A 26,933-nucleotide genomic window follows, 5' to 3' on the forward strand; every position below is an offset into this window, starting at 1 on the left:
CATGGCGGCGTTTCTTTGCGGACTGCCACCATGGTTGATTCTTACGACGACTCCCTCGATACGGGAGAAAAAAGCAAATCCCAGGTCAAACGCGAGCTGCATGCTCTGGTTGACCTTGGCGAGCGCCTTACAACGCTCAAGCCCGACTTGCAGGCAAAACTGCCATTGACCGACGCTTTGCGCCGGGCCCTGGCCGATGCGCCCAAGCACACCGCGAACATCGCGCGTAAACGGCACTTGCAGTTCATCGGCAAACTGATGCGCGATCAGGACACTGACGCGATCCTCACCCTGCTCGATCAACTCGACGCCTCTACCCGTCAGTACAACGAGCGTTTCCACAACCTCGAACGCTGGCGTGACCGCCTGATCGCCGGTGACGATGCCGTGCTGGAGAAATTCGTCGTCGATTATCCGGACGCCGACCGCCAGCAACTGCGTTCCCTGATCCGTCAGGCCCAGCACGAGGTTGCGCAAAACAAACCTCCTGCGTCGAGCCGCAAGATCTTCAAGTACATCCGTGAGCTGGACGAGACTCAACGCGGTCTGCGCTGATATTCGCCACCGGGTGGCCGCACCGCGCGCCACCCGAAGCTCCATCCCTTCTTATGCGCCCGTGCCACCCACGGTGATCGCATCAATTTTCAGGGTCGGCTGACCCACACCCACCGGCACCGACTGCCCGTCCTTGCCGCATGTGCCCACACCGCTGTCCAGCGCCAGATCGTTACCGACCATCGACACCCGGCTCATCGCTTCCGGACCGTTGCCGATCAACGTTGCGCCTTTGACCGGTGCAGTGATCTTGCCGTCCTCGATCAGATAAGCCTCGCTGGTGGAGAACACGAATTTGCCGCTGGTGATGTCGACCTGACCGCCGCCGAGGTTGGCGCAGTAGATGCCCTTTTTCACCGAGGCGATGATTTCCGCCGGATCGCTCTGGCCGCCGAGCATGTAAGTGTTGGTCATCCTTGGCATCGGCAGGTGCGCATAGGATTCGCGCCGACCGTTGCCGGTGCGGGCCACGCCCATCAGCCGCGCGTTGAGCTTGTCCTGCATGTAGCCTTTGAGCACGCCGTTTTCGATCAGCGTGGTGCACTCGGTCGGGGTGCCTTCGTCGTCGACACTCAGGGAGCCGCGACGACCGCTCAGGGTGCCGTCATCGACGATGGTGCAAAGTTTCGAGGCAACCATTTCGCCCATGCGTCCGCTGTAGGCTGAACTGCCCTTGCGGTTGAAATCGCCTTCCAGGCCGTGGCCGACCGCTTCGTGCAGCAGCACGCCGGACCATCCCGAGCCCAGAACCACCGGCAAGGTCCCGGCCGGTGCCGGAATCGCTTCCAGGTTCACCAGCGCCTGACGCAGCGCCTCACGGGCATAGCCCATGGCGCGGTCTTCGGCGAGGAAATAACGGTAGTCGGTACGCCCGCCGCCGCCATGTCCGCCGCGCTCGCGACGGCCGTTCTGCTCGACGATCACACTGACATTGAAACGCACCAGCGGACGCACATCGGCCGCCAGGCCGCCGTCGGTCGAGGCCACCAGAATCCGCTCCCAGACCCCGGCCATGCTCACGCTGACCTGCTGGATTCGCGGATCGAGGGCGCGGGTCGCCACATCGATGCGCTTGAGCAATTCGACTTTTTCAGCGCGGCTCAGGACTTCCAGCGGATTGTCCGGCGCGTACAACTGGGCGACGTCCTGGGTGCTGAACGCCTGCACCGTGCCGTTCTGCCCGGCGCGGGAAATCGAACGGGCCGCACGGGCCGCTGCGCCGAGGGCTTCCAGGGTGATCGCGTTGCTGTAGGCAAAACCGGTTTTTTCGCCGGACTGCGCACGCACGCCAACACCCTGGTCGAGGTTGAAACTGCCTTCCTTGACGATGCCGTCTTCCAGCGACCAGGACTCGGAAATCTGCCCCTGGAAATACAGGTCGGCCGCATCGATGCCTGGACCCGCCAGATCACCGAGCACGCCTTGCAGGCTCTCGATCGTCACGCCGCCGGGCGCCAACAGGTGATCACTGACTGAGGACAACAACTCGCTCATAGGTTTTACGCCTTAAATTCGTGTTCTGAAGCAGGTCGCTGTGCGCCCTGCGAAAAAAACCGCCGATGACCGGTCACCGGCATTCGCGCCCGGATGGACGCTTGTTCATTGCTGTCGCGCTCGGCCAGCAACACGGCTTCGCCTTGTTCCTGCTGCGCCAGCACGCGGCCCCACGGGTCGACAATCGCCCCGTGGCCAAAGGTTTCCCGCGGCCCCGGATGCGTTCCGCCCTGGGCTGCCGCCAGCACGTAGCACTGGGTTTCAATGGCCCGCGCGCGGATCAGTACATCCCAGTGCGCCGCCCCTGTCACTGCGGTGAAGGCCGACGGTGCGGTAATCAGTTCAGCCCCGGCAGCGCGCAGTTCGCTGTACAGCTCCGGGAAGCGCAGGTCGTAGCACACCGTCAGGCCCAATCGCCCGACCGGCGTGTCCGCGACCACCACGCCACTGCCATAAGCATAGTCATCGGATTCGCGGTAACGGCCGCGATCGTCCGCTACGTCGACATCGAACAGGTGCAACTTGTCATAGCGTGCAACGATTTCGCCCTGATCGTTCACCAGCAGCGAGCAGGCATGGGACTTCGCCTCAGGCTGACCCACCGGCGGCAACGGCAAGGTGCCGGCCACAATCCATAACCTGAGGTCGCGGGCGGTCTGTTTCAACCACGGCAGGATCGGGCCTTCGCCAAGCGCTTCGGCGCGGCCGATATCGGCGATGTCGCGACGGCCCATGGCCGCGAAGTTTTCCGGCAGCACCGCCAGCTTCGCGCCGGCGTTGGCGGCCTGTTCGAGCAAACGTCGGGCATCGCGCAGATTGGCCAGCACATCGCTCTGGCTGACCATTTGAATCACCGCTAAAGACATGGCGCACTCCGCAAGAGGTATGCGGCCATGCTACTCCATCGGTTCAGGGGCTGGCTGTTCAAAAAGGCTTGTCGAAGGTGATTTTCGGCTCTTTCCACGGGCCTTTGACGGTGTATTTGACGCTGGCGAACCGCGCCACGCGATCGCCGATCAGCTTGTCGATCAGGAACAACGCACCGCCGACGGCCGGCGCGCCGACAATCAGCGCGGCAATCGGCAGGTTGTTGGTCACAGGCAAAGTCACCAGCAATTTGGCATCTACCTTGTCGCCCACCAGATCCAGCGTGCCGTCCAGTTCCAGGTTGCTCGAGGGGCCGGTCAACTTGATCGGCTCTTTCGTCACATACACGCCGTTGGTCGCCACCAGCAATCCCTTGACCCGGTCGTAGCTCAGGCCTTTGCCGAACAGGTCGGAGAAGTCGAGACGCAAACGCCGGCCAATCGAGTTGAAGTTGAGCAGACCGAACACCCGCAACGCCTGGGCACCGCCCTCGACTTCGACGAACTGGCCTTTGTTAAGGGACGCGTCGAGTGTGCCGGAGAAGCGCTTGGTCGCCAGCCACGCCGGCGAGCCCGGCCAGCGGCCATCGACATCCATGTGGAATTCTTCGCTGGTCACGCTCGGCGCAAAACCCCAGCCCTTGAGCACATCGGCGAGGTTCTTGCCGCCGATCCGCCCCTTGTACCAACTGGTCGTGGCACCGGGCGCTCCCTCCCAGCCACCGCTGCCCTGCAAGAGGATGCCCTTGAGGCCCAGATCGAGGTTGTTCAGGGCAATGCCCTTGGCGGTCGGCCGAATCTTGAGTGACCAGCCACCGACCAGGTCCTGGCCCTGGAACAATTGATTGATGGTGATATCCAGCGCCGGAATCTTGCTGGGATCGACCGAAGCCAGCGGGTCCGGCGCGTTCTCGTCGGCCTGCACCGTCGGGTCCGGTGCCGGCAATCGCACGTATTGCAGGTTCACCGCAATCGGCGCGCCCTTGGCGTCAGGAATGCCCGCCGTGCCTTTGGCCTGCTGGCTGTCGAGGGCCAGCGCCCAGGCACCGGGCTTGCGATTCACCTGCACGGCTGCCTGATCCAGCGTGGTGCCGAAGGCCGTGAGTTTGCCGATCTTGAAATCTGCGCTGCTGAGCAACTGTTTGGCGTTGCCGCCTGGATCCTGGCCGGCGTACTTGTCCAGCAGATCCTGCCAGGGTTTGACGTCCAGCTCGGACAACACGCCGCGTATCCGCAAGCCTTTGTTGCCCGGCAACACCGCTTCGCCCGCGCCGAGGAACAATTCGCCACGGCCATCGGCGAAATTGCTTGGTGGCGCGGCGAAGGTGAAATTGGCCAGTTGATCGTAATTGACCCAGTAACGCCGTTCCTGCCCCTGCAATGTCATCCGGAACACCGTGTCACGCCCGACATCGGCGGCCATGCCGAACGGCGCCGGCAGATCCACCGCCACGCCTTTCAGACTGGAGCTGACCATCAATTGGCTGTCGGCACCGTCCAGATTCACTTGCAGCTGATACGGAATCGTCCCGGACACCGGCAAAGGCTGAGTCACGCCCAGCCAGTCGGTGAGTTTCTTGACCTCGACCTGTCCTGACGCCGCGACCCGGGTCTTGAGTTTGCCGGGGGCGCCGTCGGCGAAGATTTGCGCGGTCACCGGTTTGTCGAAGGCCCGGGCACTGATGTTCTGCCCGCTCAGCCCTTTGGCGCTGTCGAAGCGGAAGTCGCCCTTGAGCTGGCTCAATTCCAGCTTCGGCTCCGCCAGCTTCAAGCGCGCATTGGCGGTTTTGAAGTCGACGAGAATTTTCGGCTGATCACCCTTGGCCAACGGCACATCGAGTTTGAGTTTGCCTTGCAGGTCACCCTCGCCTTCCCAGCCGGCAAAAGTATCGGCGGTGCCGATCGGCGCCTCCTGAAGAATCTTCAGGCCATCGCCCAGCCCGCCGGCAAAGCTGCCGTCGAGGAACATATGGCTGTGCTCGCCGCTCGGCACATGGGGAATATTGACGAAGACATCGCTGACCTGGGTGTCGAGCAACTGACCCTTGCTGGCCAGAATCCGCACGCCGCTGTCTTCGATGAACACATCACCGTTGACCTTGCTCACGTGCGGCCAGCCTGGCTGGAACGCCAGTTCGGCGTCGTGCACCTTGAAGAACAGATTGATGCTGCGATCCGCTTCCCCGGCGTTCTTGTTCAGCGAACCCTGATACTGGAAGAAACCCTGATCCACCGCGCCCTTGAGAATCGCCGTACGCAGCCATTCATCGAGGGCCGGGCTCAGGACTTGCGGCAAGTACTTGGCGGTGTAGCGACCGTCGCCATCCACCAGACCGACCCGCAGATCCATGTAGTCTTCCTGGCTGTGATCGAAGTGCAGGCGGATCAGGAAGTCGCCGGCGATCTTGCCTTCCTCGCCGAGCACCTTCAGGTACGGCGCAATCAGGGTGAAACCTTCTTTATCGAGCTTCCAGGTCAACCGGGCGTTGGCCTGAATGTATTGCCACGGCTTGGCGAAGATCGGATCGAGGTGCAGGACGAAGTCCTTGCTGTCCATGCGCAGCTCCCCGCCGCCGAGATTGCCGGTAAGACTGCCGCTGACATTCCGTGCCGCCGGCGCGCCGTGGTAGGCGTCGAAGCCGACTTGATCGAGGTTGGCGGCGAAGCTGAATTTGCTGTCGTCGGTGGCGTTCGGCCGGAAATCCAGCAGCACGTTACGCAGACCGCCGGTCACTTTCAGGCGCTCGACCACGGTGGCGACGCCTTGGGGCAAAGGTCCGAGGGCATTGAGCAAAGGTGTGATCGGGGTCAGGTCGAGCCGGTCGGCCTGCAGATGCCAGAGTTCGTCGGTGCTATCGGTGGCGGCAGTCTGTTTGATCTGGACATGGGATTCCCAACGGGTTTCGCCGACATTCATCGCCAGTGAATCAAGTGTGACAATGGCTCCCTCGGAGCCGCGCTGGAAATAGCCATTGAGCGCCAGATTGTTGATCTGGATCGGCTTGCGTTCAGCGTAGGCGCCGGTCAGTTGCGGCGCATTGAGACGGATTGCAGCACTCTGCAACGCCCCCTCGCGCCAGTTGACCCACAGCTCACCACCGGCCTTGATCTCGGAGAAATTCCATTGTTGAGTCAGGCGCTCGGGCAACCATTTTGACCAGTCGCTTTGCGGCAGGCTTACATAACCTTCCACTTCGCTGCTCTGCCACTGAATCGGACGAAGTCGTGTGCGCAGGCTCAGCGCCACAGGCTGACCGTCGGGCAGGGTCAGGCGCGCATCGAGGCGTTGGCGGCTGGACCCGGTCTTCAGATTGAGACCGACATAAGTGAGGGTCAGCGGCGCCTGCTCCAGCGGCTGCAACGTCACCTGACTGTCGAGCACCGACAGTTGCTGAATCATTTGCATGCGGTTGAACAGTTGCTCGGGATCCATGGGCTGGTCCTGCTGCACCGGCAAGCCTTCCAGCGCCCACTTTCCGTCTTCGCCTTCCTTGAGGCTGATCTTCAGACCGTTGAGTTCAAGATGGGCGATGCGTACTTCCCGGGCGAGCAAACTGGCCCAAAGATCCGGCACCGCGCGCACCCGATCCAGGCGCAGGGCATTGGCGCCGCTGCCGACCATCACGTCGTGGGCCAACAGGATCGGCGCGAATCCACTCCAGTTGCCTTCCAGCTCGCCGATCTGCAGCGGCATGCCCAGGGCGGCACTGGCCTTGTCTTCGATATCGGTGCGGTATTCGGCCACCAGTGGCGTAAGTTCCCGGCCGAGACTGACGTACAACGCCATCAATACCAGAACCAACGCGCACAGGCCCAGACCCCAGCGGGTCAGTGCGGCCAAAATGCGTGTCAGACGTTCCATGTCAGTTGGCTCCCATGGCAAAAATACTGCAAAAAGCTGAGGCCAGCCGTTTCAGGAAAAAGGTGATGCAGGGGTTCAGAGCAGCACCACGTCATATTGTTCCTGGGAATACATGGTTTCGACCTGGAAGCGTATGGTGCGCCCGATGAAACCTTCAAGTTCGGCCACGTTACCGGACTCTTCATCGAGCAGCCGGTCGACGACTTTCTGGTTCGCCAGCACCCGATAACCCTCGGCCTGATAGGCCCGGGCTTCACGCAGGATCTCGCGGAAAATCTCGTAGCAAATGGTTTCCGGAGTTTTCAGCTTGCCCCGGCCCTGACAGCTGCTGCACGGTTCGCACAACACTTGCTCGAGGCTTTCGCGGGTGCGCTTGCGCGTCATCTGCACCAGGCCCAACTCGGTAATGCCGATGATGTTGGTCTTGGCGTGATCGCGCTCCAGCTGTTTCTCCAGGGTACGCAGCACCTGGCGCTGGTGCTCTTCGTCTTCCATGTCGATAAAGTCGATGATGATGATCCCGCCCAGATTGCGCAGGCGCATCTGCCGGGCAATCGCGGTCGCGGCTTCGAGGTTGGTCTTGAAGATGGTTTCTTCAAGATTGCGATGACCGACGAACGCCCCGGTGTTCACGTCAATGGTGGTCATGGCTTCCGCCGGATCGATCACCAGATAACCGCCGGACTTCAGCGGCACCTTCCGTTCCAAGGCTTTCTGGATTTCGTCTTCGACGCCGTACAGGTCGAAGATCGGCCGCTCACCCGGGTAGTGTTCCAGACGATCGGCGATTTCCGGCATCAGTTCGGCGACGAACTGCGTGGTTTTCTGAAAGGTTTCCCGGGAGTCGATGCGGATCTTCTCGATCTTCGGGCTGACCAGATCGCGCAGGGTACGCAGCGCCAGGCCCAAGTCTTCGTAGATCACGCTCGGTGCGCCGATGGTCTTGATCTGCTCGTTGATCTGATCCCACAAGCGGCGCAGGTAGCGGATGTCCATCAGGATCTCATCGGCCCCGGCACCTTCGGCGGCGGTACGCAAAATGAAGCCGCCAGCCTCCTTGATGCCTTCTTTGGCCACGCAATCGCTGACCACCTGCTTGAGGCGTTCGCGCTCGGCTTCGTCTTCGATCTTCAGGGAAATGCCGACGTGGGCGGTGCGCGGCATGTACACGAGATAACGCGACGGGATCGACAGTTGCGTGGTCAGCCGCGCACCTTTGGAACCGATCGGATCCTTGGTGACTTGCACCACCAGGCTCTGGCCTTCGTGCACCAGAGCGCTGATGCTTTCCACCGCAGGACCTTCGCGCAGGGAAATTTCCGAGGCATGAATGAAGGCTGCGCGATCCAGGCCGATGTCGACGAACGCCGCCTGCATGCCCGGCAGAACCCGCACCACCTTGCCTTTATAGATGTTGCCGACGATCCCGCGCTTTTGCGTACGCTCGACGTGCACTTCTTGCAGCACACCGTTTTCGACCACCGCCACACGCGATTCCATCGGCGTGATGTTGATCAGAATCTCTTCACTCATGGCAGGGTCTCGTTCAGGCATGTTCACGATAATGGCCGCATCTGGTCCGTTCGACGCTTATTGCGCGTTCAGGGTTTGCCAACAGGGTATGCCGAAATGGCCAAGCAGTTCTGCGCTTTCGCACACCGGCAAGCCGACGACCGCCGAGTAACTGCCATTGAGGCCGGCGACGAACACCGCGCCAAGCCCCTGAATGCCGTAGCCACCCGCCTTGTCCCGGGGTTCGCCGCTGGCCCAGTAGGCGGCGGCTTCTTCGCGACTGATCGAACGGAACCGCACCCGACTGCGCACCACCCGCGACTCGCAGCGCTGGCCGTCGAGCACGGCAATCGCCGTCAGCACTTCATGCTCCTTGCTGGACAACATCATCAGCATGGCGCATGCATCGGCTTCGTCCACCGGTTTGCCAAGAATTTTGCCGTCCAGCACCACGGCGGTGTCGGCGCCCAGTACGCAAAACGCTAAGTCGCAAACGACGGTGCGCCGCCCGGCCTCGGCCTTGCCGCGCGCCAGGCGCTCGACGTAGGCCGATGGGGATTCATTGGCGAGAGGGGTTTCATCGATGTCCGCGCTGATGGCGGTAAACGGGATGCCGATCTGCGTGAGCAACTCGCGCCGACGCGGCGATCCTGAGGCGAGGTAAAGCTTTTTCATCAAGACATCTCCCTGTTTGGTGCCCTGCCTCACAAATGCTGTTCCCTTTGGTCGGCGTCTGTTGTTGCCATACTGCGTTGCCGTTCCTCGCCATAGCACGCTATGACTCGTCACGGCGCCTTGTCTGGCAACAACAGCCGCTCGCCCAAAAAGAACTTCATTTGCGAGGCAAGGCACTGGTACGGGCAAATGCCTGACCGAATCAGTTGATTTTGTAGCGCCGGCGCAATCCACGCAAAGCGAAGCTGACCCATGGCCAGAGCAAGGCACTGACCAGTGCCGGCAGGACCAGCGCAAGGGTCGGCTGACGGTTGCCGGTCAAGGCACTGAGCCAAAGCTGTACGAGCTGGGCGAGGCCGAAGATCACCAGAATCACCAGGCTCTGCTGCCACATCGGGAACATCCGCAGGCGTTGCTGCAACGACAGCACCAGGAACGTGATCAGGGTCAGGATCAATGCATTCTGACCGAGCAGATCGCCTTGCAGCACGTCTTCGGCCAGCCCCAGGCAGAACGCCGTGACCATGCCGACCGTATGCGGCAGGTACAAAGCCCAGAAAGTCAGGAGCAAGGCCAGCCACAGCGGGCGCAGGATTTCCATGAAAATCGGCAATGGCGACACGCTGAGCAGTATGCCGACGATAAACGTCAGCCAGACGATCCAGCCGTTACGCGATGCGGTAGCTCCGACCATTATTCTTGCCTCCCGGTGGTCGCCGGCGCAGTGACAGGCGGCTTGGCCGCTGGTCGAGCAGCGGGCTGATTGGCCGGTGGCTTGCTGACCGCGGGTGTGGCTGCAGGCGGTTTGCTCGCAGCGGGTTTGGCCGGCGAGGTGCCGGCGGCAGGCGTAGCCGGCGGTGTCGCCGTGGCAGAGGTTGCGGCTGCGGCTGCGGCAGGCGGGGTGACGATTTTCGGCACCGTGGCCGGAACCACCGGACCGCCACCAAAGGCATCGAGGTTTTCCTGAGCCTGCGCGGCATCGTTGGCACGTTCTTCGGCGGTGCGGTTGTCACTGAATACCAACAGCAGGTAGCGGCTGCGGTTCAATGCGGCGGTCGGCACGGCGCGAACAATGGCGAATGGCTGGCCGGAATCGTGGATCACTTCCTTGACCGTCGCCACCGGATAACCGGCCGGGAAACGCTGACCGAGGCCCGAACTGACCAGCAGATCACCTTCCTTGATATCGGCGGTGTCCGCCACGTGGCGCAACTCCAGACGCTCAGGGTTACCGGTGCCGCTGGCAATCGCCCGCAGACCGTTACGGTTCACCTGCACAGGAATGCTGTGGGTCGAGTCGGTCAGCAGCAGCACACGGGAGGTGTACGGCATCAGTTCGACCACCTGCCCCATCAGGCCGCGAGCATCGAGCACCGGCTGGCCAAGCACCACGCCATCACGCTCACCTTTATTGATGATGATGCGATGGGTGAAGGGGTTGGGGTCCATGCCGATCAGCTCGGCCACTTCGACCTTCTCGTTGACCAGCGCGGAGGAATTTAGCAACTCGCGCAAACGGACGTTCTGCTCGGTGAGGGCGGCAAGCTTCTGCATGCGACCCTGCAACAGCAGGTTCTCCGACTTGAGTTTTTCATTTTCCGCGACGAGCTCGGTGCGACTGCCGAACTGGCTGGCGATCCCTTCCCACAACCGTCCGGGCAGGTCGGTAATCCAGTAGGCATCCATCAGCACCAGCGAGGCCTGGCTGCGTACGGGCTTAAGCAGGCTGAAGCGCGCGTCAACGACCATCAGCGCGACCGACAGTACGGCCAGCACCAACAAGCGCACGCCCAGTGAGGGGCCCTTGGCGAAAAGCGGTTTAATAAGCCGCTCCTCCCAGGCAAATGTTCTGTTTATTCATACGGCATCAAACCGGCCTGGATGAAGACTGACAGAAGATAAACGCCAACAGGCAGCACTGCAAAGTGCTGCCTGTGCGCTCACCCACGTATTGCACCCGGCGACTTATTCGCTGGAGAGCAGGTCCATGGTGTGCTTGTCCATCATTTCCAGTGCACGGCCACCACCGCGAGCGACGCAGGTCAACGGATCTTCGGCAACGATCACCGGCAGACCGGTTTCCTGGGCAAGCAGCTTGTCGAGGTCACGCAGCAGCGCGCCACCGCCGGTCAACACCAGGCCACGCTCGGCGATGTCGGAAGCCAGTTCCGGCGGCGATTGCTCCAGGGCGCTTTTCACGGCCTGAACGATGGTTGCCAGGGACTCTTGCAGAGCTTCCAGCACTTCGTTGGAGTTCAGGGTGAATGCGCGTGGAACGCCTTCGGCCAGGTTGCGACCACGAACGTCGACTTCGCGAACTTCACCGCCCGGATAGGCCGTGCCGATTTCCTGCTTGATGCGCTCGGCGGTGGATTCGCCGATCAGGCTGCCGTAGTTGCGGCGCACGTAGGTGATGATCGCTTCGTCGAAGCGGTCGCCGCCAACGCGTACGGATTCGGCATAGACCACACCGTTCAGGGAGATCAGCGCGATTTCGGTAGTACCACCACCGATATCCACGACCATCGAACCGCGAGCTTCTTCAACCGGCAGGCCGGCACCGATCGCAGCGGCCATCGGCTCTTCGATCAGGAACACTTCACGGGCACCGGCACCAAGGGCCGATTCACGGATGGCACGACGCTCAACCTGGGTGGACTTGCATGGAACGCAGATCAGCACACGAGGGCTGGGCTGCAGAAAGCTGTTTTCGTGAACCTTGTTGATAAAGTATTGCAGCATCTTTTCGCAGACGCTGAAGTCGGCGATCACGCCGTCCTTCATCGGACGAATGGCAGCAATGTTGCCCGGCGTACGGCCGAGCATGCGCTTGGCCTCGGTGCCGACAGCGACGACACTTTTCTGGTTACCGTGTGTCCGAATGGCCACAACCGATGGCTCATTCAGGACGATACCGCGCTCGCGCACGTAAATAAGGGTGTTGGCAGTGCCCAGGTCAATGGAAAGATCGCTGGAAAACATGCCACGCAGTTTCTTGAACATGGGAAAGGGACCCTAGGCAACGCGTGGGTAAAAAAGTGCGGCAAACTCTAACAACGACAGGGATTTTGGGCAAGGCGCCAATATGTTAAATTGGCCGCTTTTCTGTGCACCAAGCCCCACAATCGCGGCCTTATGACCGTAGAAGTGCGGTAGTGTTCCGACAATCTAACACACGGACGCCGTCCGTCCTGTTTTCCACTGGAGAAACCCGATGGCGCTAGAACGCTCCGACGTGGAAAAAATCGCTCATCTGGCCAGCCTTGGCCTTAATGACGCCGATCTTCCACACATCACTTCGGCCCTCAACAGCATTCTCGGGCTGGTCGACGAAATGCAGGCGGTCAATACCGACGGTATCGAGCCGCTGGCCCACCCGCTGGAAGCCAGTCAGCGCCTGCGCGCCGACGTCGTGACCGAAAGCAATAACCGCGAGGCTTATCAGTCCATCGCACCAGCGGTCGAAAACGGCCTGTACCTGGTTCCGAAAGTCATCGACTAAAGGGAAAGAGCCTGCAATGCATCAATTGACTCTGGCCGAGATCGCCCGCGGTCTCGCCGATAAAAAGTTTTCCTCCGAAGAGCTGACCAAAGTCCTGCTGGCACGCATTACCCAGCTCGATCCGCAGCTCAACAGTTTCATCAGCCTCACCGAAGAACTGGCCCTCGAGCAGGCGAAAGCCGCCGACGTGCGCCGGGCCAATGGTGAGAGCGGCGCCCTGCTCGGCGCGCCGATCGCCCATAAAGACCTGTTCTGCACCCACGGCATCCGCACCAGCTGCGGCTCGAAGATGCTCGACAACTTCAAGGCCCCGTACGACGCCACCGTGGTGTCGAAGCTGGCCGCCGCCGGCACCGTGACCCTTGGCAAGACCAACATGGACGAATTCGCCATGGGTTCGGCCAACGAGTCGAGCTGGTACGGCGCGGTGAAAAACCCGTGGGACCTGGAACACGTGCCGGGCGGTTCGTCCGGTGGTTCGGCTGCCGCGGTTGCCGCTCGTCTGTTGCCTGCCGCAACGGCCACCGACACCGGCGGTTCGATCCGTCAGCCAGCTGCATTCACCAACCTCACCGGCCTGAAACCGACCTACGGTCGCGTTTCGCGCTGGGGCATGATCGCTTACGCCTCCAGCCTCGATCAGGGCGGCCCTCTGGCTCGCACCGCCGAAGACTGCGCGATTTTGTTGCAAGGTATGGCCGGCTTCGATCCGAACGACTCCACCAGCATCGATGAACCCGTGCCGGACTACGCCGCTGGCCTGAATGGTTCGCTGCAAGGCCTGCGCATCGGCGTACCGAAGGAATACTTCGGCGCCGGTCTCGACCCGCGCATCGCCGACCTGATCCAGAACAGCATCAAAGAGCTGCAGAAGCTCGGTGCCGTGATCAAGGAAATCAGCCTGCCGAACATGCAGCACGCGATCCCTGCGTACTACGTGATCGCCCCGGCAGAAGCCTCCTCCAACCTGTCGCGTTTCGACGGCGTGCGCTTCGGCCACCGCTGCGCAGACCCGAAGAACCTGGAAGACCTGTACAAGCGCTCCCGTGGCGAAGGTTTCGGGCCTGAAGTACAGCGCCGGATCATGGTCGGTGCCTACGCGCTGTCCGCCGGTTACTACGATGCCTACTACCTCAAAGCCCAGAAGATCCGTCGCCTGGTGAAGAACGACTTCATGACCGCATTTAATGAAGTCGACGTCATCCTCGGCCCGACCACGCCAAACCCGGCCTGGAAACTCGGCGCCAAGAACAGCGACCCGGTCGCTGCCTACCTGGAAGACGTCTACACCATCACCGCCAACCTCGCGGGCCTGCCGGGTCTGTCGATGCCGGCCGGTTTCGTCGACGGTCTGCCGGTTGGCGTGCAACTGCTCGCGCCGTATTTCCAGGAAGGCCGTTTGCTCAACGTTGCGCATCAGTATCAGTTGAACACTGACTGGCACACTCGCACCCCAACCGGCTTCTGAGGAGACACACATGCAATGGGAAGTCGTGATCGGTCTGGAGATTCACACCCAGCTCACCACCCGGTCGAAAATCTTTTCCGGTAGTTCCACCCAGTTCGGTTCCGAGCCGAACACCCAGGCCAGCCTGATCGACCTGGGCATGCCCGGCGTGCTGCCGGTGCTCAACCAGGAAGCGGTGCGCATGGCGGTGATGTTCGGTCTGGCGATTGACGCCGAGATCGGCCAGCACAACGTGTTCGCCCGTAAAAACTACTTCTACCCGGACCTGCCGAAGGGCTACCAGATCAGCCAGATGGAGTTGCCGATCGTCGGCAAGGGCCACCTGGACATTGCCCTGGAAGACGGCACGGTCAAACGCGTCGGTATCACCCGTGCGCACCTGGAAGAAGACGCCGGCAAGAGCCTGCACGAAGAATTCAGCGGTGCCACCGGCATTGACCTGAACCGTGCCGGCACGCCGCTGCTGGAAATCGTGTCCGAGCCTGACATGCGCAGCGCCAAGGAAGCCGTGGCCTACGTCAAGGCGATCCACGCGCTGGTGCGTTATCTGGGCATCTGCGACGGCAACATGGCCGAGGGCTCGCTGCGTTGCGACTGCAACGTGTCGGTACGTCCGAAAGGCCAGGTCGAGTTCGGCACCCGCTGCGAGATCAAGAACGTCAACTCGTTCCGCTTCATCGAGAAGGCGATCAACTCCGAGATCCAGCGTCAGATCGACCTGATCGAAGACGGCGGCAAAGTGATCCAGCAGACCCGTCTGTACGATCCGAACAAGGACGAAACCCGTCCGATGCGCAGCAAAGAGGAAGCCAACGACTACCGTTACTTCCCCGATCCGGACCTGCTGCCGGTGGTCATCGAGGATTCGTTCCTCAACGACGTGCGCGCCACCCTGCCGGAGCTGCCACCGCAGAAGCGCGAGCGCTTCCAGAGCGCCTTCGGTCTGTCGGCCTACGACGCCAACGTGCTGGCCACCAGCCGTGAGCAGGCGGACTACTTCGAGAAAGTCGCGAGCATCGGCGGCGACGCCAAACTGGCGGCGAACTGGGTGATGGTCGAGTTGGGCAGCCTGCTCAACAAGCAGAACCTGGACATCGAGGATTCGCCGGTTTCGGCCGAGCAACTGGGCGGCATGCTGCAGCGCATCAAGGACAACACCATCTCCGGCAAGATCGCCAAGGTGGTGTTCGAAGCGATGGCCAACGGCGAAGGCAGCGCAGACGAGATCATCGAAAAGCGCGGCCTGAAGCAGGTTACCGATACCGGCGCGATCTCGGCGGTGCTGGACGAAATGCTCGCGGCCAACGCCGAGCAGGTCGAGCAATACCGCGCGGCAGACGAAGCCAAGCGCGGCAAGATGTTCGGCTTCTTCGTCGGTCAGGCCATGAAAGCCTCCAAGGGCAAGGCCAACCCGCAGCAAGTGAACGAACTGCTGAAAAGCAAGCTCGAAGGCTGACCACAATGGAGCCAGATCCAAAGCCTGGCTCCATTCCCTGTGGGAGCGGGCTTGCTCGCGAAAGCGGCGTAACAGTCAGCAGATATGTTGAATGTGAGTCCCCCTTCGCGAGCAAGTCGGAGCGCCGAACCGCCGCTCCCACATTTGTTTTCGGGATCCCTTGAATGAAGCGTTTGTTCAGCCTTTTCGCCCTGCTCTCCTTGCTGGCCGGTTGCGCCAGCACCGACACCATCGACCCGCACGGTTACGACCAGACGGGCGTCGCCTCCTATTACGGAGCCAAACACCACGGTAAACGTACCGCCAGCGGCGAAGCGTTCAACCAGAATTCCCTGACCGCCGCCCACCGCCAGTTGCCGTTCGGCACTCGGGTGAAGGTCACCAACCTGAAAAACGATGAATCCGTCGTGGTCCGCATCAACGACCGTGGCCCGCACACCCGTGGCCGCCTGATCGATGTTTCACGTGCGGCGGCCGAACAGCTCGGTATGCTGCGCAGTGGAACAGCCCGGGTTCGGGTGCAGGCCCTCGACGACTGATGGAGCGTCCACCATTTTCGGACTGACCGACTTGCCGCTGATCAGCGTGATCGAATTGCTCAGCGGGCTGCTCCTGCTGATCGCCGGCGCCGAGCTGATGGTACGCGCCGCCGTGCGTCTGGCCGCGCGTCTGCATGTACGACCGCTGATCATCGGCCTGACCATCGTCGCCCTCGGCAGCAGCGCCCCGCAAATGGCCGTCAGCCTGCAAGCCGTGCAGGCGCACACGCCGGATATCGCGGTCAGCAGCGTGATCGGCAGCAGCATTTTCAACATTCTTGTCACCCTCGGCCTGTCGGCGCTGATCATTCCGCTGCGGGTGTCGCGGCAACTGGTACGCCTCGACATCCCGTTGATGATCGGCGCCAGCCTGCTGGTATTCGTGCTGGCGTGGAATGAAGAACTCGGGCGCTTCGACGGCATTCTGTTGCTCGGCGCCCTGGCGCTTTGTCTCGGATTACTGCTGCGCCAATCACGGCATTCGACCCGCCCGCATTCCGATCAACCCCACGATCCGCAGGCCCCGTGGTTTACCAGCCTGCTGATGATTGTCGGCGGCCTGGGCATGCTGGTGTTCGCCGGACACTTGCTGCTGGGGGCGGCCGTGGTCGTCGCCACTGACCTGGGGTTCTCCGAACGGGTGATCGGCCTGACCGTGGTCGCGGTCGGCACTTCGCTGCCGGAACTCGCCACCTCGCTGATCGCCGCGCTGCGCGGTCAGCGGGACATCGCCGTGGGCAACGTGATCGGTGCCAACCTGTTCAACCTGCTTGGGGTGCTGGGTTTCACCGCTTTGATCGCGCCGACACCGCTGTCGGTCTCGCCCAATGCGCTGGATTTCGACCTGCCGGTAATGCTCGGCGTCGCGTTGCTGTGCCTGCCGGTGTTCTATTCCGGCTACCGCGTGACCCGCGCCGAAGGTCTGCTGCTGCTGGGTTTGTATCTGGCGTACGGGCTGCACGTGGTGTCGTTCACCACCGGCATGCCACTGGCCGGCAAGCTCGAGCGATTGATGCTGTTTTATGTGCTGCCGACGCTGCTGACGTTTCTGTTTTTCACGTCCGTGCGCGCCTGGCGCCGCCAACACCACAAGAGGGATGTGCCATGACCGAATCGAAGAAATCCGGGGTTGAAGTCCGCCGTCAGGTAATGGGCGACGCGTTTGTCGATCGCGCATTGGGCAACGCTACCGAGTTCACTCAACCGTTGCAGGATTTCGTCAACGAACACGCCTGGGGCGGCGTGTGGAATCGCGAAGGTTTGCCACTGAAAACCCGCAGCCTGATCACCCTCGCCGCGCTGACCGCGTTGAAGTGCCCGCAGGAGTTGAAAGGCCACGTGCGCGGCGCGTTGAACAATGGCTGCACGGTCGATGAGATCCGTGAAGCGCTGCTGCATTGCGCGGTGTACGCGGGCGTACCGGCGGCGATCGATGCGTTTCGCGCGGCGCAGGAAGTGATCGACAGTTACCAGAAGCCTGAGTGACAGCACTGTCCCCTTCGCGAGCAAGCCCGGTCCCACAGGGTTTATGATCGCCACAGATCCAATGTGGGAGCGGGCTTGCTCGCGAAGAGGCCCGAAAGATCAAACCCGGCCTCAGGCTAGATCCACCCGCCCCACTGCAGGAAGAAAATCCCGATGTTGGTGGTGATCGCCGCCATCAGCGTGGTCAGCACAATGATCGCCGCCGCCAGTTCATGATTGCCCTGCGCCGCACGGGCCATGACAAAACTGGCGGCGGCGGTCGGGCTGCCGAAGTACAGAAACAGAATCCCCAGTTCCGCCCCGCGAAAGCCCCACAGCCATGCACCCAGCGTGGCGATCACCGGCAGGCCGACCATCTTCACCAGACTCGAACTGAGCGCCATCTTCCCGCTCTTGCGCAGCGCCGCCAGCGACAGCGTGCCGCCAATGCAGATCAGTGCCAGCGGCAGCGTGGTCTGTGCCAGGTACTGGCCGGAGGTTTCCAGCCAGCCCGGCAGACCGATCTTGAAATAAGCGAACGGCGCCGCCGCGATCACGCTGATGATCAACGGATTGCTGACCACGCTTTTGCAGATGCTCCACGGGTCCGACTTGATCACCGGGCTGTAGACCGCCAGCACGATGGTCGACAGGGTGTTGTAGAACAGGATCACCAGCGCCGCGAGAATCGCGCCGAGGGAAATCCCGTAGTCACCGTACATGCTCGCCGCCAGCGCCAGGCCGATCACCCCGTTGTTGCCGCGAAACGCGCCTTGGGTGTAGATGCCGCGATCTTCACGCGGACAACGGAAAATCGCCCAGCCCCAGGCGACGGCAAAACTGACCAGCGTGGCGAGGGCAAAATAGATCAGCAGCGCCGGCTGCAGCGCGGCGTGCAGGTCGGCGTGCAGGATGCCGAGAAACAGCAGCGCCGGCATGGTGACGTTGAACACCAGCGACGAAGCCGTATGGATGAAGTTGTCGTTGATCCAGTCGATGCGCTTGAGCAGCACACCGAGAAACAGCATGGCAAACACCGGCGCGGTGATGTTCAGGGTTTCAAGAAAAATAGCCAGCATGCCGGGGAGCCTTGGAGGTGAGCGTCGTTAGGGGGCTAATGATAAGCCACTTTCACCCCGATCGTTCCCACGCTCTGCGTGGTAACGTCTCCTGTGACGCTCCGCGTCACGCTGTTGGGACGCGGAGCGTCCCGGGCTGCATTCCCACGCGGAGCGTGGGAACGATCCACACCCCTCAAACAGATCAAGTAATCGGCGCCGGATTGAACAACGTAATGTCGTTATGCAGCTTGTGCTTCTCCGCCCACGTCTGCTGCTTGCCGCTCGCCACATCCAGGTAGTAGTGGAACAACTCCCAGCCCAATTCTTCGATGCTCGCGCGCCCAGTAGCAATCCGCCCGGCATCGATATCGATCAGATCCGGCCAGCGCTGCGCCAGTTCGGTACGAGTCGAAACCTTCACCACCGGCGCCATGGCCAGACCATAAGGCGTGCCACGCCCGGTAGTGAATACGTGCAGGTTCATCCCCGCCGCCAGTTGCAACGTACCGCAGACGAAATCACTCGCCGGCGTCGCACAGAAGATCAAACCCTTCTGCTTGAAGCGCTCACCCGGGCCGAGCACACCGCTGATCGCGCTGCTGCCGGACTTCACGATCGAGCCCAACGACTTCTCGACGATATTCGACAACCCGCCCTTCTTGTTGCCCGGCGTGGTATTGGCGCTGCGATCCGCTTCGCCCTTGGCCAGGTAACGGTCGTACCAGTCCATCTCGCGCACCAGTTCCTCGGCAACGGTTTTGCTCTGCGCCCGAGAGGTCAGCAGGTAGATCGCATCGCGCACTTCGGTGACTTCGGAAAACATCACCGTCGCCCCCGCCCGCAGCAGCAAGTCCGAGGCGTAACCCAGCGCGGGGTTGGCGGTAATGCCGGAAAACGCATCACTGCCGCCGCACTGCATACCGAGGATCAGCTCGGACGCCGGCACGGTTTCCCGGCGGCGCTGGTCGAGTTTCTTCAGGCGCACTTCGGCCAGTTCCATGATCTGCTCGATCATCTCGGTGAAACCGTGACTGGAATCCTGCAAGCGATACAGCCACGGCTCGCTCAGATCCACCGAGGCATCGTCCTCGTGCATCACCTGCCCGGCCTGCAATTTCTCGCAGCCCAGGCTGATCACCAACGCCTCGCCACCGAGGTTCGGGTTGCGCGCCAGGTTGCGCACGGTACGGATCGGGATATAGGCGTCGGTGGCCGTGATGGCAACGCCGCAACCATAACTGTGGGTCAGCGCCACCACGTCATCAACGTGCGGGTACTTGGGCAACAGTTCGTCCTTGATCCGCTTCACCGCGTGATCGAGCACCCCGGTGACGCATTGCACAGTGGTGGTGATCCCGAGAATGTTGCGCGTGCCGACAGTACCGTCGGCGTTGCGATATCCCTCGAACGTGAAGCCTTCCAGGGGCGCCTGGGCGTCCGGCACTTCGGTGGACAGCGGCAGGCTGTCCAGCGGTGGCGCGGTCGGCATGCGCAGTTGATCTTCCCTGACCCAACTGCCACGGGGAATCGGCTGCAACGCGTAGCCGATGATCTGGCCGTAGCGAATCACCGTGCCGCCCTCGGGGATATCCACGAGGCTGACCTTGTGACTCTGCGGCACGAAATCCACCGTCACCAGGCCATCGGCAAATGCGGTGCCGGCCGGCACGCCCTGGTCGTTGACCACTACCACTACGTTGTCCCGCTCGTGCAGGCGGATGTAGCGCGGCGAGTCGGAATGTTCAATCAACTGCATGACGCCGCTCCTCAGGAATGCGCTTGAGACAATTTGCCGGTGGCTTCGGAACCGCCCTGGGTTGGCGGCTCTTTAAGGACCACACGTTTGATCGGGCCGACGATCACCAGGTAGCTGAACACCGCCACGAGTGCGTTGGCACCGACGAACACCAGCGCCCATTTGAACGAGCCGGTCGAACTGATGATGTAACCGATGACGATTGGAGTGGTGATCGAGGCGATGTTGCCGAAGGTGTTGAACAGGCCGCCGCTCAGACCGGCGATCTGTTTCGGCGAGGTGTCGGACACCACCGCCCAGCCCAGCGCGCCCACGCCTTTGCCGAAGAACGCCAGGGCCATGAATCCGACCACCATCCATTCAACGTCGACATAGTTGCACGCCACGATGCTGCTCGAAACCAGCAGGCCGGCAATGATCGGCGCCTTGCGGGCGAAGGTCAGCGAATGGCCCTTGCGCAGCAGGTAATCGGAAATCACCCCGCCGAGCACGCCGCCGATAAAGCCGCAGATCGCTGGCAACGAAGCAATGAAACCGGCCTTGAGGATGGTCATGCCGCGTTCCTGCACCAGGTACACCGGGAACCAGGTCAGGAAGAAATAGGTGATGCCGTTGATGCAGTACTGGCCCAGGTAAACGCCGAGCATCATGCGATTGGTCAGCAACTGGCGGATGTAATCCCACTTCGGACCGTCAGCCTTTTTGCCTTGTTTCTGGTCCATGTCGACCATGCCGCCGTTGTCGGCGATGAACTTCACTTCCGCTTCGTTGGCCATCGGGTGTTGGCGCGGGCTGTGGATAACCTTGAGCCAGACCAGCGAGAACACGATGCCGAGCAGGCCCATGACGATGAACACGTGCTCCCAGCCAAAGGAGAACACGATCCAGCCCATCAGCGGCGCGAACAACACGGTGGCGAAGTATTGCGCCGAGTTGAAGATCGCCGAAGCGGTGCCGCGCTCGGCGGTCGGGAACCAGGCCGCCACAATGCGGGCGTTGCCGGGGAACGATGGCGCCTCGGCCAGCCCCACCAGGAAGCGCAGCATGAACAGCGCGACGATGGCCGTGGACATGCCGAATTCACCGACGAAGCCTTGCAGCACGGTGAACAGCGACCAGGTGAAAATGCTCAGGGCATAGACTTTTTTCGAGCCGAAGCGATCGAGCAGCCAGCCGCCGGGAATTTGCCCGGCCACGTAGGCCCAACCGAAAGCAGAGAAGATGTAGCCGAGGGTGACCGCGTCGATGCCGAGGTCTTTTTGCAAACTGGAACCGGCGATCGCGATGGTGGCGCGGTCGGCGTAGTTGATCGTGGTCACCAAAAACAGCATGAGCAAGATCAAATAGCGGACGTGAGTCGGCTTGGACGATTGCATGTAGATGTACTCCCACTGATTATTTTTATGCGGGTAAAACATTCTTTGGTCTTGTGCCGCGCAGGGCCTCAGGCGAAGGCCCGGCGCGGGTGCAGCGATTTACGAACCGATGTAGCTGGTCTTCACGACCGTGTAGAACTCTTGCGCATAGCGGCCTTGCTCACGTGAGCCATAGGATGAACCCTTACGGCCACCGAACGGAACGTGATAATCGACACCGGCGGTCGGCAGGTTGACCATCACCATCCCGGCCTGGGAATGACGCTTGAAGTGGTTGGCGTACTTCAGCGACGTGGTGGCGATGCCCGCCGACAAACCGAATTCGGTGTCGTTGGCCATGGCCAGTGCTGCCTCGTAATCGGCCACGCGGACGATGTTGGCCACCGGGCCGAAGATCTCTTCGCGGCTGATGCGCATCGAGGCTTCGCTGTCGGCAAACAGGGTCGGAGCGAGGAAGTAGCCCTCGGTGTCGCAGGTCACCAGAGCACCGCCGCTGACCAGACGCGCACCTTCGGACTGACCGATGTCGATGTACTTCATGTCCTGCTCGAGCTGCGCTTGCGAAACCACCGGACCGATGTCGGTGCCAGCCTTCAGCGCGTGGCCGACCTTGATCGACTTCATGCGCTCGGCCATGGCTTCGACGAACTTGTCGTGAATCCCGGCAGTGACGATCAGTCGGCTCGAAGCCGTGCAACGCTGACCAGTGGAGTAGAACGCGCTCTGCACCGACAGCTCGACCGCCTGCTTGAGGTCGGCGTCGTCGAGAATGATCTGCGGGTTCTTGCCGCCCATCTCCAACTGAACCTTGGCCTGGCGCGACACGCAATTGACCGCGATCTGCCGACCCACACCGACAGAGCCGGTGAAGCTGATGCCGTCGACTTTCGGGCTGTTGACCAAAGCTTCGCCAACCACGCGGCCGCTGCCCATCACCAGGTTGAACACGCCGGCAGGGAAACCTGCGCGGGAGATGATTTCAGCCAGGGCCCAGGCGCAACCCGGCACCAGATCCGCTGGCTTCAACACCACGCAGTTGCCGTAGGCCAGGGCCGGGGCGATTTTCCACGACGGGATGGCAATCGGGAAGTTCCACGGGGTGATCAGGCCGACCACACCCAGGGCTTCGCGGGTGACTTCGACGTTGACGCCCGGACGCACCGACGGCACGTAGTCGCCGGACAGGCGCAGGCACTCGCCAGCGAAGAACTTGAAGATGTTGCCGGCACGGGTCACTTCGCCGATGGCTTCGGGCAGGGTCTTGCCCTCTTCCCGGGCCAGCAGGGTGCCGAGCTCTTCGCGGCGGGCGAGGATTTCAGTACCGACTTTGTCCAGCGAATCGTGTCGGGCCTGAATGCCCGAAGTCGACCACGCCGGGAACGCGGCGCGCGCGGCGTCGATGGCGGCGTTGACCTGAGCCAGGTCAGCCTTGGCGTAATCGCCGATGGTGTCGCTCAGTTCGGACGGGTTGATGTTCGCCGAGTAATCGTTACCGGCGACCCATTCACCGTTGATGTAGTTGTCATAGCGCTTGGTCACGAATCATTCTCCTGACGCAAAAGGCCGCTGATTGCTCAGCGGCCTTGTTTATAGAGGTGTGTTACTGCGCACCTTGCTTGTCGATCAGCGCAGCGAGCATTTCGTACTCTTCGCCGGTCAGGTCAGTCAGCGGCGCCCGCACCGGGCCTGCGTCATAGCCGGCGATCTTGGCGCCTGCCTTGACGATGCTCACGGCGTAACCGGCCTTGCGGTTGCGGATGTCCAGGTACGGCAGGAAGAAGTCGTCGATGATCTTGCCGACGGTGGCGTGATCTTCGCGGGCAATCGCGTGGTAGAAGTCCATCGCGGTTTTCGGGATGAAGTTGAACACCGCCGACGAGTAGACCGGCACGCCCAGGGCCTTGTAGGCAGCAGCGTAGACTTCGGCGGTCGGCAGACCACCGAGGTAGCTGAAGCGATCGCCGAGGCGACGACGGATCGACACCATCAGTTCGATATCACCCAGACCGTCCTTGTAACCGATCAGGTTCGGGCAGCGTTCGGCCAGACGCTCCAGCAGCGGCGCGGTCAGGCGGCAGACGTTGCGGTTGTACACCACCACACCGATGTTGACCGATTTGCACACCGCTTCAACGTGGGCGGCGACGCCGTCCTGGCTGGCTTCGGTCAGGTAGTGCGGCAGCAGCAACAGACCTTTGGCGCCCAGACGCTCGGCTTCCTGAGCGTATTCGATGGCCTGACGGGTCGAACCACCGACACCGGCGAGGATTGGCACGCTGCTGGCGCAGGTGTCGACGGCAGTCTTGATGATTTCCGAGTATTCGCTGGCAGCCAGGGAGAAGAATTCACCGGTGCCACCGGCGGCGAACAGGGCTGAAGCACCGTACGGGGCCAGCCATTCCAGGCGTTTGATGTAGCCAGCGCGGTTGAAATCGCCCTGGGCATTGAAATCGGTCACCGGGAACGAGAGCAGGCCGGCGGAGAGGATGGACTTCAGTTCTTGTGGATTCATTATTCGAACACCCTGGTAGCAACGTTTTTTTGTGAGTGGACCGTTCAGCCTTCGCCGAAGTTGTAGGTCATCGTACAACTTAAAATATAACCGTCAACTGCATTTCATCGTTGGAGGGCATTTTTTGTCGGACAGGATTTCTTTTTGACGTAGGAAATTTCTCGACTAGGCTGAACTTAACTGTATATACGTACAGTCAAATACAACCTGCCGACGACATATCAAGGAGAAAGAAATGTCCGGTCTACAAACAAAATGCTTCGAAAAACCTGCATCGGTCATCGCTCGTTTTGATGACTTGTTTACCCCCGGCGGCATCGCCTTCAATGCCGAAAACCCGCACTTGCTGTTGCACACCGCCGACTCGCACAGCGATGTCGAACCCGTGACCGCCCTGCCCGCTCAAGCTTTGAAAGGCAAGCCGCAACTGCGCTTCGAAGGTGCGGAACACACGGCTATCGGCGATAACACCCGACTGCGCTTCGTTGAAAATGCCGAGCCGCTACTCGCGCAAAACGTGCCCCTGCATCTGCCGAACGGGTTGGCGCTGACCTACGGCCAGGTGCTGGCACTGGGTGGTGATTTCTATGGAATCGTCGACCGCCCGATCAATGAAGGATCGACCCCGGCTGATCGCCTTCAGCGCTTCACGGCAGCCTTCGACAGCCTCGCAGCGCTGCCCGCTTCTAAAGTTGAAGCGACGCAAATTCTCGCGATCATGCAAAAGGAGATCGACGCGGTTAAACAGGCAATCAAGGACGGCAAGCAGCCTCATGAGGCCTACGACGCGTTAGGAGATACGTTGTCGGAAGAGTGGAACAAAATCACCGGCGGCGGCAGTTTCGTCTCGGCGCTGTTTCCGCTCGGTCGCTATCTGAAACTGGCGGCGAACAACGCCGACCATTTCGGCGAATGGGCCCGACAAGCCTACATCGCCGGGCACACCGTTGCCCTGCAAAACGCCGCTGCCGCCCACGCCAGTCAGGACGAGCTGCAACTGGAGCGGGCCTACGCGATGAACGCATTCGCCGACCACTACCTCACCGACCTGTTTTCCTCCGGACATTTGCGGGTGCCGCGCAAGGCCATGGCCGCCGCGGTGACACCAAGCGATCTGGGCTCGCTGATCACTCGCTTCATGCACGACGAAGACAGCAAGTTCGGCCTCAAGGTACGCAACGGCCATGGCGAGCAATGGCGGGCATTCGGTGACAAGCGCTACTTCGATGCCACGGACGCCGACAACCGCAATCAGGTGAATCAAGCCGTACAGGATTCGGCGGACGAGGTGTATGCCGCTTATTCAAGCGGCAACGTGCCGACCACCTTCAACGCGCTGCAACGGTTGCCGGATCTGACGGCCGTGCTCGATCCGGCCAACAACTTCTCGCCACTGTTCCGCGTCGAGGGCAACAAAGTCCTGCGGCGCAAGGACGTCAACAACCTCAACGACACCGCCACCGTCGACGACTGGTGGGGCTGGAGCACTTACCTGCTGCTCAAGGACTATCACCCAACCGGCAACACGAATTAAGGAGCGATTCGATGACCCTCAAATTGAAACTGGAACTGGCCTCGGGCCAATCGTTGAAAGGGGCGCCGCTGCAATTGCTGCGCGATGGCGTGGCTATCGCCCGCGCGTCGGTGGATGCTCATGGCCAGGCGACTTTCGACGTCAGGCCCGGCCCGGGCAAACTGGCGGTCAGGGTGGATCGTTCGATTCTGCCCCGGAGCTGAAATGCCCGGACAAGATTGCCCCGGCGCGCCTCAGCGATTCGCCGGGTAAAGTGCGACGACTGCCGCGAAGGATCGCGGCAGATCTTTCAAGGAGAGCGAAACATGACGTTTGCCGCTGCACACCTTCCACAATTCCCCGATCACGCCAGCGACTCGATCATGCTGCGGTTATCGACTCTGGATGACGACCTGATCGTCCGTGTACCCGATGGCCAGAACACACCGCCGAACTGGGATGTGTACCCGATCCTCGGTGATGACCCGGAAGAGCCTGAATGGCTTGGTTTGTCGGAGCCGACCGGCGTCTGGGATGACGTACTCGATGACATGGTTGGCCTGACCGGGATCGAACTGAGCATCCCGAGATTCGAGCTGGAAAAGTACCTGAACAGCACCGTTGAACTGCGCTACAAGTTTGCTGATGAGGCCAGTCTGGAGCCTTCCTCCGAACCGTTGACGCTACATATAGAGACCTGAGCCAGCCGTTTTCCCGCAGACCAGGCATACCTTCCCGAACCCATCGACCGTTCGTCGAAACTGTTATTTCTAACAGGTGCCGTGCACATCCATTCCCGGCTTCAATCGCTGAGGAGTTAACGAACCGGCTCCGTCAGCCCAACAAAATGGCTGCGTTCTGAACAGGGTTCAAATGGATGTGAAAAGGAGTTTGATCATGACTGCACAAGTCAAAGCCTTGGAGGCACCGGTTCTCGAAGAAGCCGTGAATGGTGTGCTCCACGTTGGCAAACTGAAGGGAGACGCTCACAGTGTTGTGCCGCCTTTCTCCCAGGCCGCTGTTGGCGACGTGATTAACATGCACGTAAGGACCTCGACCGGTAACGAATGGCAAGGGACCCGTGTACTGACCTCAGCCGAGGTGGGAAGGCCAGTGATCTTCGCCATCTCCAAAGATGTCTTTGAGAAAAAACTTGTTCCCGGTGCGAAGGCCGAATTGCATTACACCGTCACCAGAAACAACGGTAATGCTGAGTCTTCCCCGTTGCTGACAGTTCAACTCGAACGATAAGCAACAATCACCCCTGCGCCTGTGCCTCTTCATGAGCCTGGCGCAGCCGTTCGCGGCTGTTGGTCAGGTGC

General features: G+C 61.3%; 24 protein-coding genes. 11 read left to right on the forward strand and 13 right to left on the reverse strand.

Going from position 1 to position 26,933, the window contains the following annotated elements; genetic code table 11:
* The first annotated feature begins 30 nt into the window (after positions 1–30).
* Positions 31–555, forward strand: a complete 525-nt coding sequence (gene yjgA / locus ACTJK9_RS27000; RefSeq protein ID WP_007953598.1) for a ribosome biogenesis factor YjgA — start codon at positions 31–33, stop codon at positions 553–555.
* A 51-nt stretch (positions 556–606) separates the two neighbouring features.
* Here yjgA and tldD read toward each other — a convergent pair whose 3' ends face one another.
* The 8 genes from tldD to mreB form a co-directional block, all read right to left on the reverse strand.
* The gene (tldD, locus tag ACTJK9_RS27005; RefSeq protein WP_007953601.1) at positions 607–2,049 is read right to left on the reverse strand and encodes a metalloprotease TldD; all 1,443 of its coding nucleotides are present in this window, start codon (positions 2,047–2,049) and stop codon (positions 607–609) included.
* Positions 2,050–2,054: 5 nt separating this feature from the next.
* Positions 2,055–2,915 carry a carbon-nitrogen hydrolase family protein gene (locus tag ACTJK9_RS27010; protein WP_440817394.1) on the reverse strand — a complete coding sequence of 287 codons (861 nt, stop codon included), beginning with the start codon at positions 2,913–2,915 and terminating at the stop codon, positions 2,055–2,057.
* Positions 2,916–2,973: 58 nt separating this feature from the next.
* A complete protein-coding gene (locus ACTJK9_RS27015; protein ID WP_440817397.1) occupies positions 2,974–6,777 on the reverse strand; it encodes a YhdP family protein in 3,804 nt (1,267 codons plus the stop codon).
* A 75-nt stretch (positions 6,778–6,852) separates the two neighbouring features.
* Positions 6,853–8,310 carry a ribonuclease G gene (gene rng, locus ACTJK9_RS27020; protein ID WP_007953605.1) on the reverse strand — a complete coding sequence of 486 codons (1,458 nt, stop codon included), beginning with the start codon at positions 8,308–8,310 and terminating at the stop codon, positions 6,853–6,855.
* Between the two features lie 57 nt (positions 8,311–8,367).
* Entirely contained in the window at positions 8,368–8,964 is a 597-nt protein-coding gene (locus ACTJK9_RS27025) for a Maf family protein (RefSeq protein WP_085647684.1), read from the reverse strand.
* 202 nt (positions 8,965–9,166) lie between these two features.
* Complete coding sequence (gene mreD / locus ACTJK9_RS27030) at positions 9,167–9,658, reverse strand: rod shape-determining protein MreD (RefSeq protein WP_064593386.1); 492 nt, start codon at positions 9,656–9,658, stop codon at positions 9,167–9,169.
* Entirely contained in the window at positions 9,658–10,788 is a 1,131-nt protein-coding gene (mreC, locus tag ACTJK9_RS27035) for a rod shape-determining protein MreC (protein WP_440817429.1), read from the reverse strand. Before mreC ends, mreD begins: the two co-directional genes overlap by 1 nt.
* Before the next feature lie 141 nt (positions 10,789–10,929).
* Entirely contained in the window at positions 10,930–11,967 is a 1,038-nt protein-coding gene (gene mreB, locus ACTJK9_RS27040; RefSeq protein WP_002555108.1) for a rod shape-determining protein MreB, read from the reverse strand.
* A 211-nt stretch (positions 11,968–12,178) separates the two neighbouring features.
* Between mreB and gatC the strand changes: the two genes are divergently transcribed.
* The 6 genes from gatC (at position 12,179) to ACTJK9_RS27070 (ending at position 17,414) form a co-directional block, all read left to right on the forward strand.
* Positions 12,179–12,466, forward strand: a complete 288-nt coding sequence (gene gatC / locus ACTJK9_RS27045; RefSeq protein ID WP_007953612.1) for an Asp-tRNA(Asn)/Glu-tRNA(Gln) amidotransferase subunit GatC — start codon at positions 12,179–12,181, stop codon at positions 12,464–12,466.
* A 16-nt stretch (positions 12,467–12,482) separates the two neighbouring features.
* Positions 12,483–13,934 (forward strand): Asp-tRNA(Asn)/Glu-tRNA(Gln) amidotransferase subunit GatA, encoded by a 1,452-nt coding sequence (gene gatA / locus ACTJK9_RS27050; RefSeq protein ID WP_440817401.1) that lies wholly within the window; start codon positions 12,483–12,485, stop codon positions 13,932–13,934.
* Positions 13,935–13,944: 10 nt separating this feature from the next.
* A complete protein-coding gene (gatB, locus tag ACTJK9_RS27055) occupies positions 13,945–15,390 on the forward strand; it encodes an Asp-tRNA(Asn)/Glu-tRNA(Gln) amidotransferase subunit GatB (protein ID WP_039769265.1) in 1,446 nt (481 codons plus the stop codon).
* Positions 15,391–15,554: 164 nt separating this feature from the next.
* The gene (locus tag ACTJK9_RS27060) at positions 15,555–15,929 is read left to right on the forward strand and encodes a septal ring lytic transglycosylase RlpA family protein (protein ID WP_085611326.1); all 375 of its coding nucleotides are present in this window, start codon (positions 15,555–15,557) and stop codon (positions 15,927–15,929) included.
* A gap of 46 nt (positions 15,930–15,975) precedes the next feature.
* On the forward strand, positions 15,976–17,037 hold the full coding sequence (locus tag ACTJK9_RS27065; protein WP_085611461.1) for a calcium/sodium antiporter: 1,062 nt from the start codon (positions 15,976–15,978) through the stop codon (positions 17,035–17,037).
* Positions 17,034–17,414 (forward strand): carboxymuconolactone decarboxylase family protein, encoded by a 381-nt coding sequence (locus tag ACTJK9_RS27070; RefSeq protein WP_011332452.1) that lies wholly within the window; start codon positions 17,034–17,036, stop codon positions 17,412–17,414. The genes ACTJK9_RS27065 and ACTJK9_RS27070 overlap by 4 nt, the downstream gene beginning before the upstream one ends.
* 116 nt (positions 17,415–17,530) lie before the next feature.
* Here ACTJK9_RS27070 and ACTJK9_RS27075 read toward each other — a convergent pair whose 3' ends face one another.
* The 5 genes from ACTJK9_RS27075 to kdgD all read right to left on the reverse strand — a co-directional run bounded on the left by ACTJK9_RS27075 (position 17,531) and on the right by kdgD (position 24,098).
* Positions 17,531–18,472, reverse strand: a complete 942-nt coding sequence (locus tag ACTJK9_RS27075) for an AEC family transporter (RefSeq protein ID WP_064382550.1) — start codon at positions 18,470–18,472, stop codon at positions 17,531–17,533.
* 184 nt (positions 18,473–18,656) lie between these two features.
* Positions 18,657–20,210: a galactarate dehydratase gene (gene garD, locus ACTJK9_RS27080; RefSeq protein ID WP_064593380.1), complete on the reverse strand. Its 1,554-nt coding sequence runs from the start codon at positions 20,208–20,210 to the stop codon at positions 18,657–18,659.
* 11 nt (positions 20,211–20,221) lie between these two features.
* Positions 20,222–21,586, reverse strand: a complete 1,365-nt coding sequence (locus ACTJK9_RS27085; protein ID WP_039769701.1) for an MFS transporter — start codon at positions 21,584–21,586, stop codon at positions 20,222–20,224.
* A gap of 99 nt (positions 21,587–21,685) precedes the next feature.
* Positions 21,686–23,125, reverse strand: coding sequence for an aldehyde dehydrogenase family protein (locus ACTJK9_RS27090; protein ID WP_039769256.1), 1,440 nt, complete (start codon positions 23,123–23,125; stop codon positions 21,686–21,688).
* Positions 23,126–23,186: 61 nt separating this feature from the next.
* A complete protein-coding gene (kdgD, locus tag ACTJK9_RS27095; RefSeq protein ID WP_011332448.1) occupies positions 23,187–24,098 on the reverse strand; it encodes a 5-dehydro-4-deoxyglucarate dehydratase in 912 nt (303 codons plus the stop codon).
* 235 nt (positions 24,099–24,333) lie between these two features.
* Between kdgD and ACTJK9_RS27100 the strand changes: the two genes are divergently transcribed.
* The 4 genes from ACTJK9_RS27100 (at position 24,334) to ACTJK9_RS27115 (ending at position 26,862) form a co-directional block, all read left to right on the forward strand.
* A complete protein-coding gene (locus ACTJK9_RS27100) occupies positions 24,334–25,632 on the forward strand; it encodes a phospholipase (protein ID WP_440817407.1) in 1,299 nt (432 codons plus the stop codon).
* 11 nt (positions 25,633–25,643) lie between these two features.
* A complete protein-coding gene (locus tag ACTJK9_RS27105; protein WP_085611324.1) occupies positions 25,644–25,835 on the forward strand; it encodes a hypothetical protein in 192 nt (63 codons plus the stop codon).
* 102 nt (positions 25,836–25,937) lie between these two features.
* Entirely contained in the window at positions 25,938–26,312 is a 375-nt protein-coding gene (locus ACTJK9_RS27110; RefSeq protein ID WP_440817410.1) for a hypothetical protein, read from the forward strand.
* A 196-nt stretch (positions 26,313–26,508) separates the two neighbouring features.
* On the forward strand, positions 26,509–26,862 hold the full coding sequence (locus ACTJK9_RS27115; RefSeq protein WP_440817413.1) for a hypothetical protein: 354 nt from the start codon (positions 26,509–26,511) through the stop codon (positions 26,860–26,862).
* The last annotated feature ends 71 nt before the right edge of the window (positions 26,863–26,933 follow it).

The sequence above is a fragment of the Pseudomonas sp. 22082 genome, from assembly GCF_052046055.1.
Taxonomy (GTDB): Bacteria; Pseudomonadota; Gammaproteobacteria; order Pseudomonadales; family Pseudomonadaceae; genus Aquipseudomonas; species Aquipseudomonas pharyngis.

What these genes read in the sequence shown, in the direction of transcription:
- yjgA (WP_007953598.1), top strand. Translation starts at nt 31, where the DNA reads ATGGTTGATTCTTACGACGACTCCCTCGATACGGGAGAAAAAAGCAAA.
- tldD (WP_007953601.1), bottom strand. Translation starts at nt 2,049, where the DNA reads ATGAGCGAGTTGTTGTCCTCAGTCAGTGATCACCTGTTGGCGCCCGGC.
- ACTJK9_RS27010 (WP_440817394.1), bottom strand. Translation starts at nt 2,915, where the DNA reads ATGTCTTTAGCGGTGATTCAAATGGTCAGCCAGAGCGATGTGCTGGCC.
- ACTJK9_RS27015 (WP_440817397.1), bottom strand. Translation starts at nt 6,777, where the DNA reads ATGGAACGTCTGACACGCATTTTGGCCGCACTGACCCGCTGGGGTCTG.
- rng (WP_007953605.1), bottom strand. Translation starts at nt 8,310, where the DNA reads ATGAGTGAAGAGATTCTGATCAACATCACGCCGATGGAATCGCGTGTG.
- ACTJK9_RS27025 (WP_085647684.1), bottom strand. Translation starts at nt 8,964, where the DNA reads ATGAAAAAGCTTTACCTCGCCTCAGGATCGCCGCGTCGGCGCGAGTTG.
- mreD (WP_064593386.1), bottom strand. Translation starts at nt 9,658, where the DNA reads ATGGTCGGAGCTACCGCATCGCGTAACGGCTGGATCGTCTGGCTGACG.
- mreB (WP_002555108.1), bottom strand. Translation starts at nt 11,967, where the DNA reads ATGTTCAAGAAACTGCGTGGCATGTTTTCCAGCGATCTTTCCATTGAC.
- gatC (WP_007953612.1), top strand. Translation starts at nt 12,179, where the DNA reads ATGGCGCTAGAACGCTCCGACGTGGAAAAAATCGCTCATCTGGCCAGC.
- gatA (WP_440817401.1), top strand. Translation starts at nt 12,483, where the DNA reads ATGCATCAATTGACTCTGGCCGAGATCGCCCGCGGTCTCGCCGATAAA.
- gatB (WP_039769265.1), top strand. Translation starts at nt 13,945, where the DNA reads ATGCAATGGGAAGTCGTGATCGGTCTGGAGATTCACACCCAGCTCACC.
- ACTJK9_RS27060 (WP_085611326.1), top strand. Translation starts at nt 15,555, where the DNA reads ATGAAGCGTTTGTTCAGCCTTTTCGCCCTGCTCTCCTTGCTGGCCGGT.
- ACTJK9_RS27070 (WP_011332452.1), top strand. Translation starts at nt 17,034, where the DNA reads ATGACCGAATCGAAGAAATCCGGGGTTGAAGTCCGCCGTCAGGTAATG.
- ACTJK9_RS27075 (WP_064382550.1), bottom strand. Translation starts at nt 18,472, where the DNA reads ATGCTGGCTATTTTTCTTGAAACCCTGAACATCACCGCGCCGGTGTTT.
- garD (WP_064593380.1), bottom strand. Translation starts at nt 20,210, where the DNA reads ATGCAGTTGATTGAACATTCCGACTCGCCGCGCTACATCCGCCTGCAC.
- ACTJK9_RS27085 (WP_039769701.1), bottom strand. Translation starts at nt 21,586, where the DNA reads ATGCAATCGTCCAAGCCGACTCACGTCCGCTATTTGATCTTGCTCATG.
- kdgD (WP_011332448.1), bottom strand. Translation starts at nt 24,098, where the DNA reads ATGAATCCACAAGAACTGAAGTCCATCCTCTCCGCCGGCCTGCTCTCG.
- ACTJK9_RS27100 (WP_440817407.1), top strand. Translation starts at nt 24,334, where the DNA reads ATGTCCGGTCTACAAACAAAATGCTTCGAAAAACCTGCATCGGTCATC.
- ACTJK9_RS27105 (WP_085611324.1), top strand. Translation starts at nt 25,644, where the DNA reads ATGACCCTCAAATTGAAACTGGAACTGGCCTCGGGCCAATCGTTGAAA.
- ACTJK9_RS27110 (WP_440817410.1), top strand. Translation starts at nt 25,938, where the DNA reads ATGACGTTTGCCGCTGCACACCTTCCACAATTCCCCGATCACGCCAGC.
- ACTJK9_RS27115 (WP_440817413.1), top strand. Translation starts at nt 26,509, where the DNA reads ATGACTGCACAAGTCAAAGCCTTGGAGGCACCGGTTCTCGAAGAAGCC.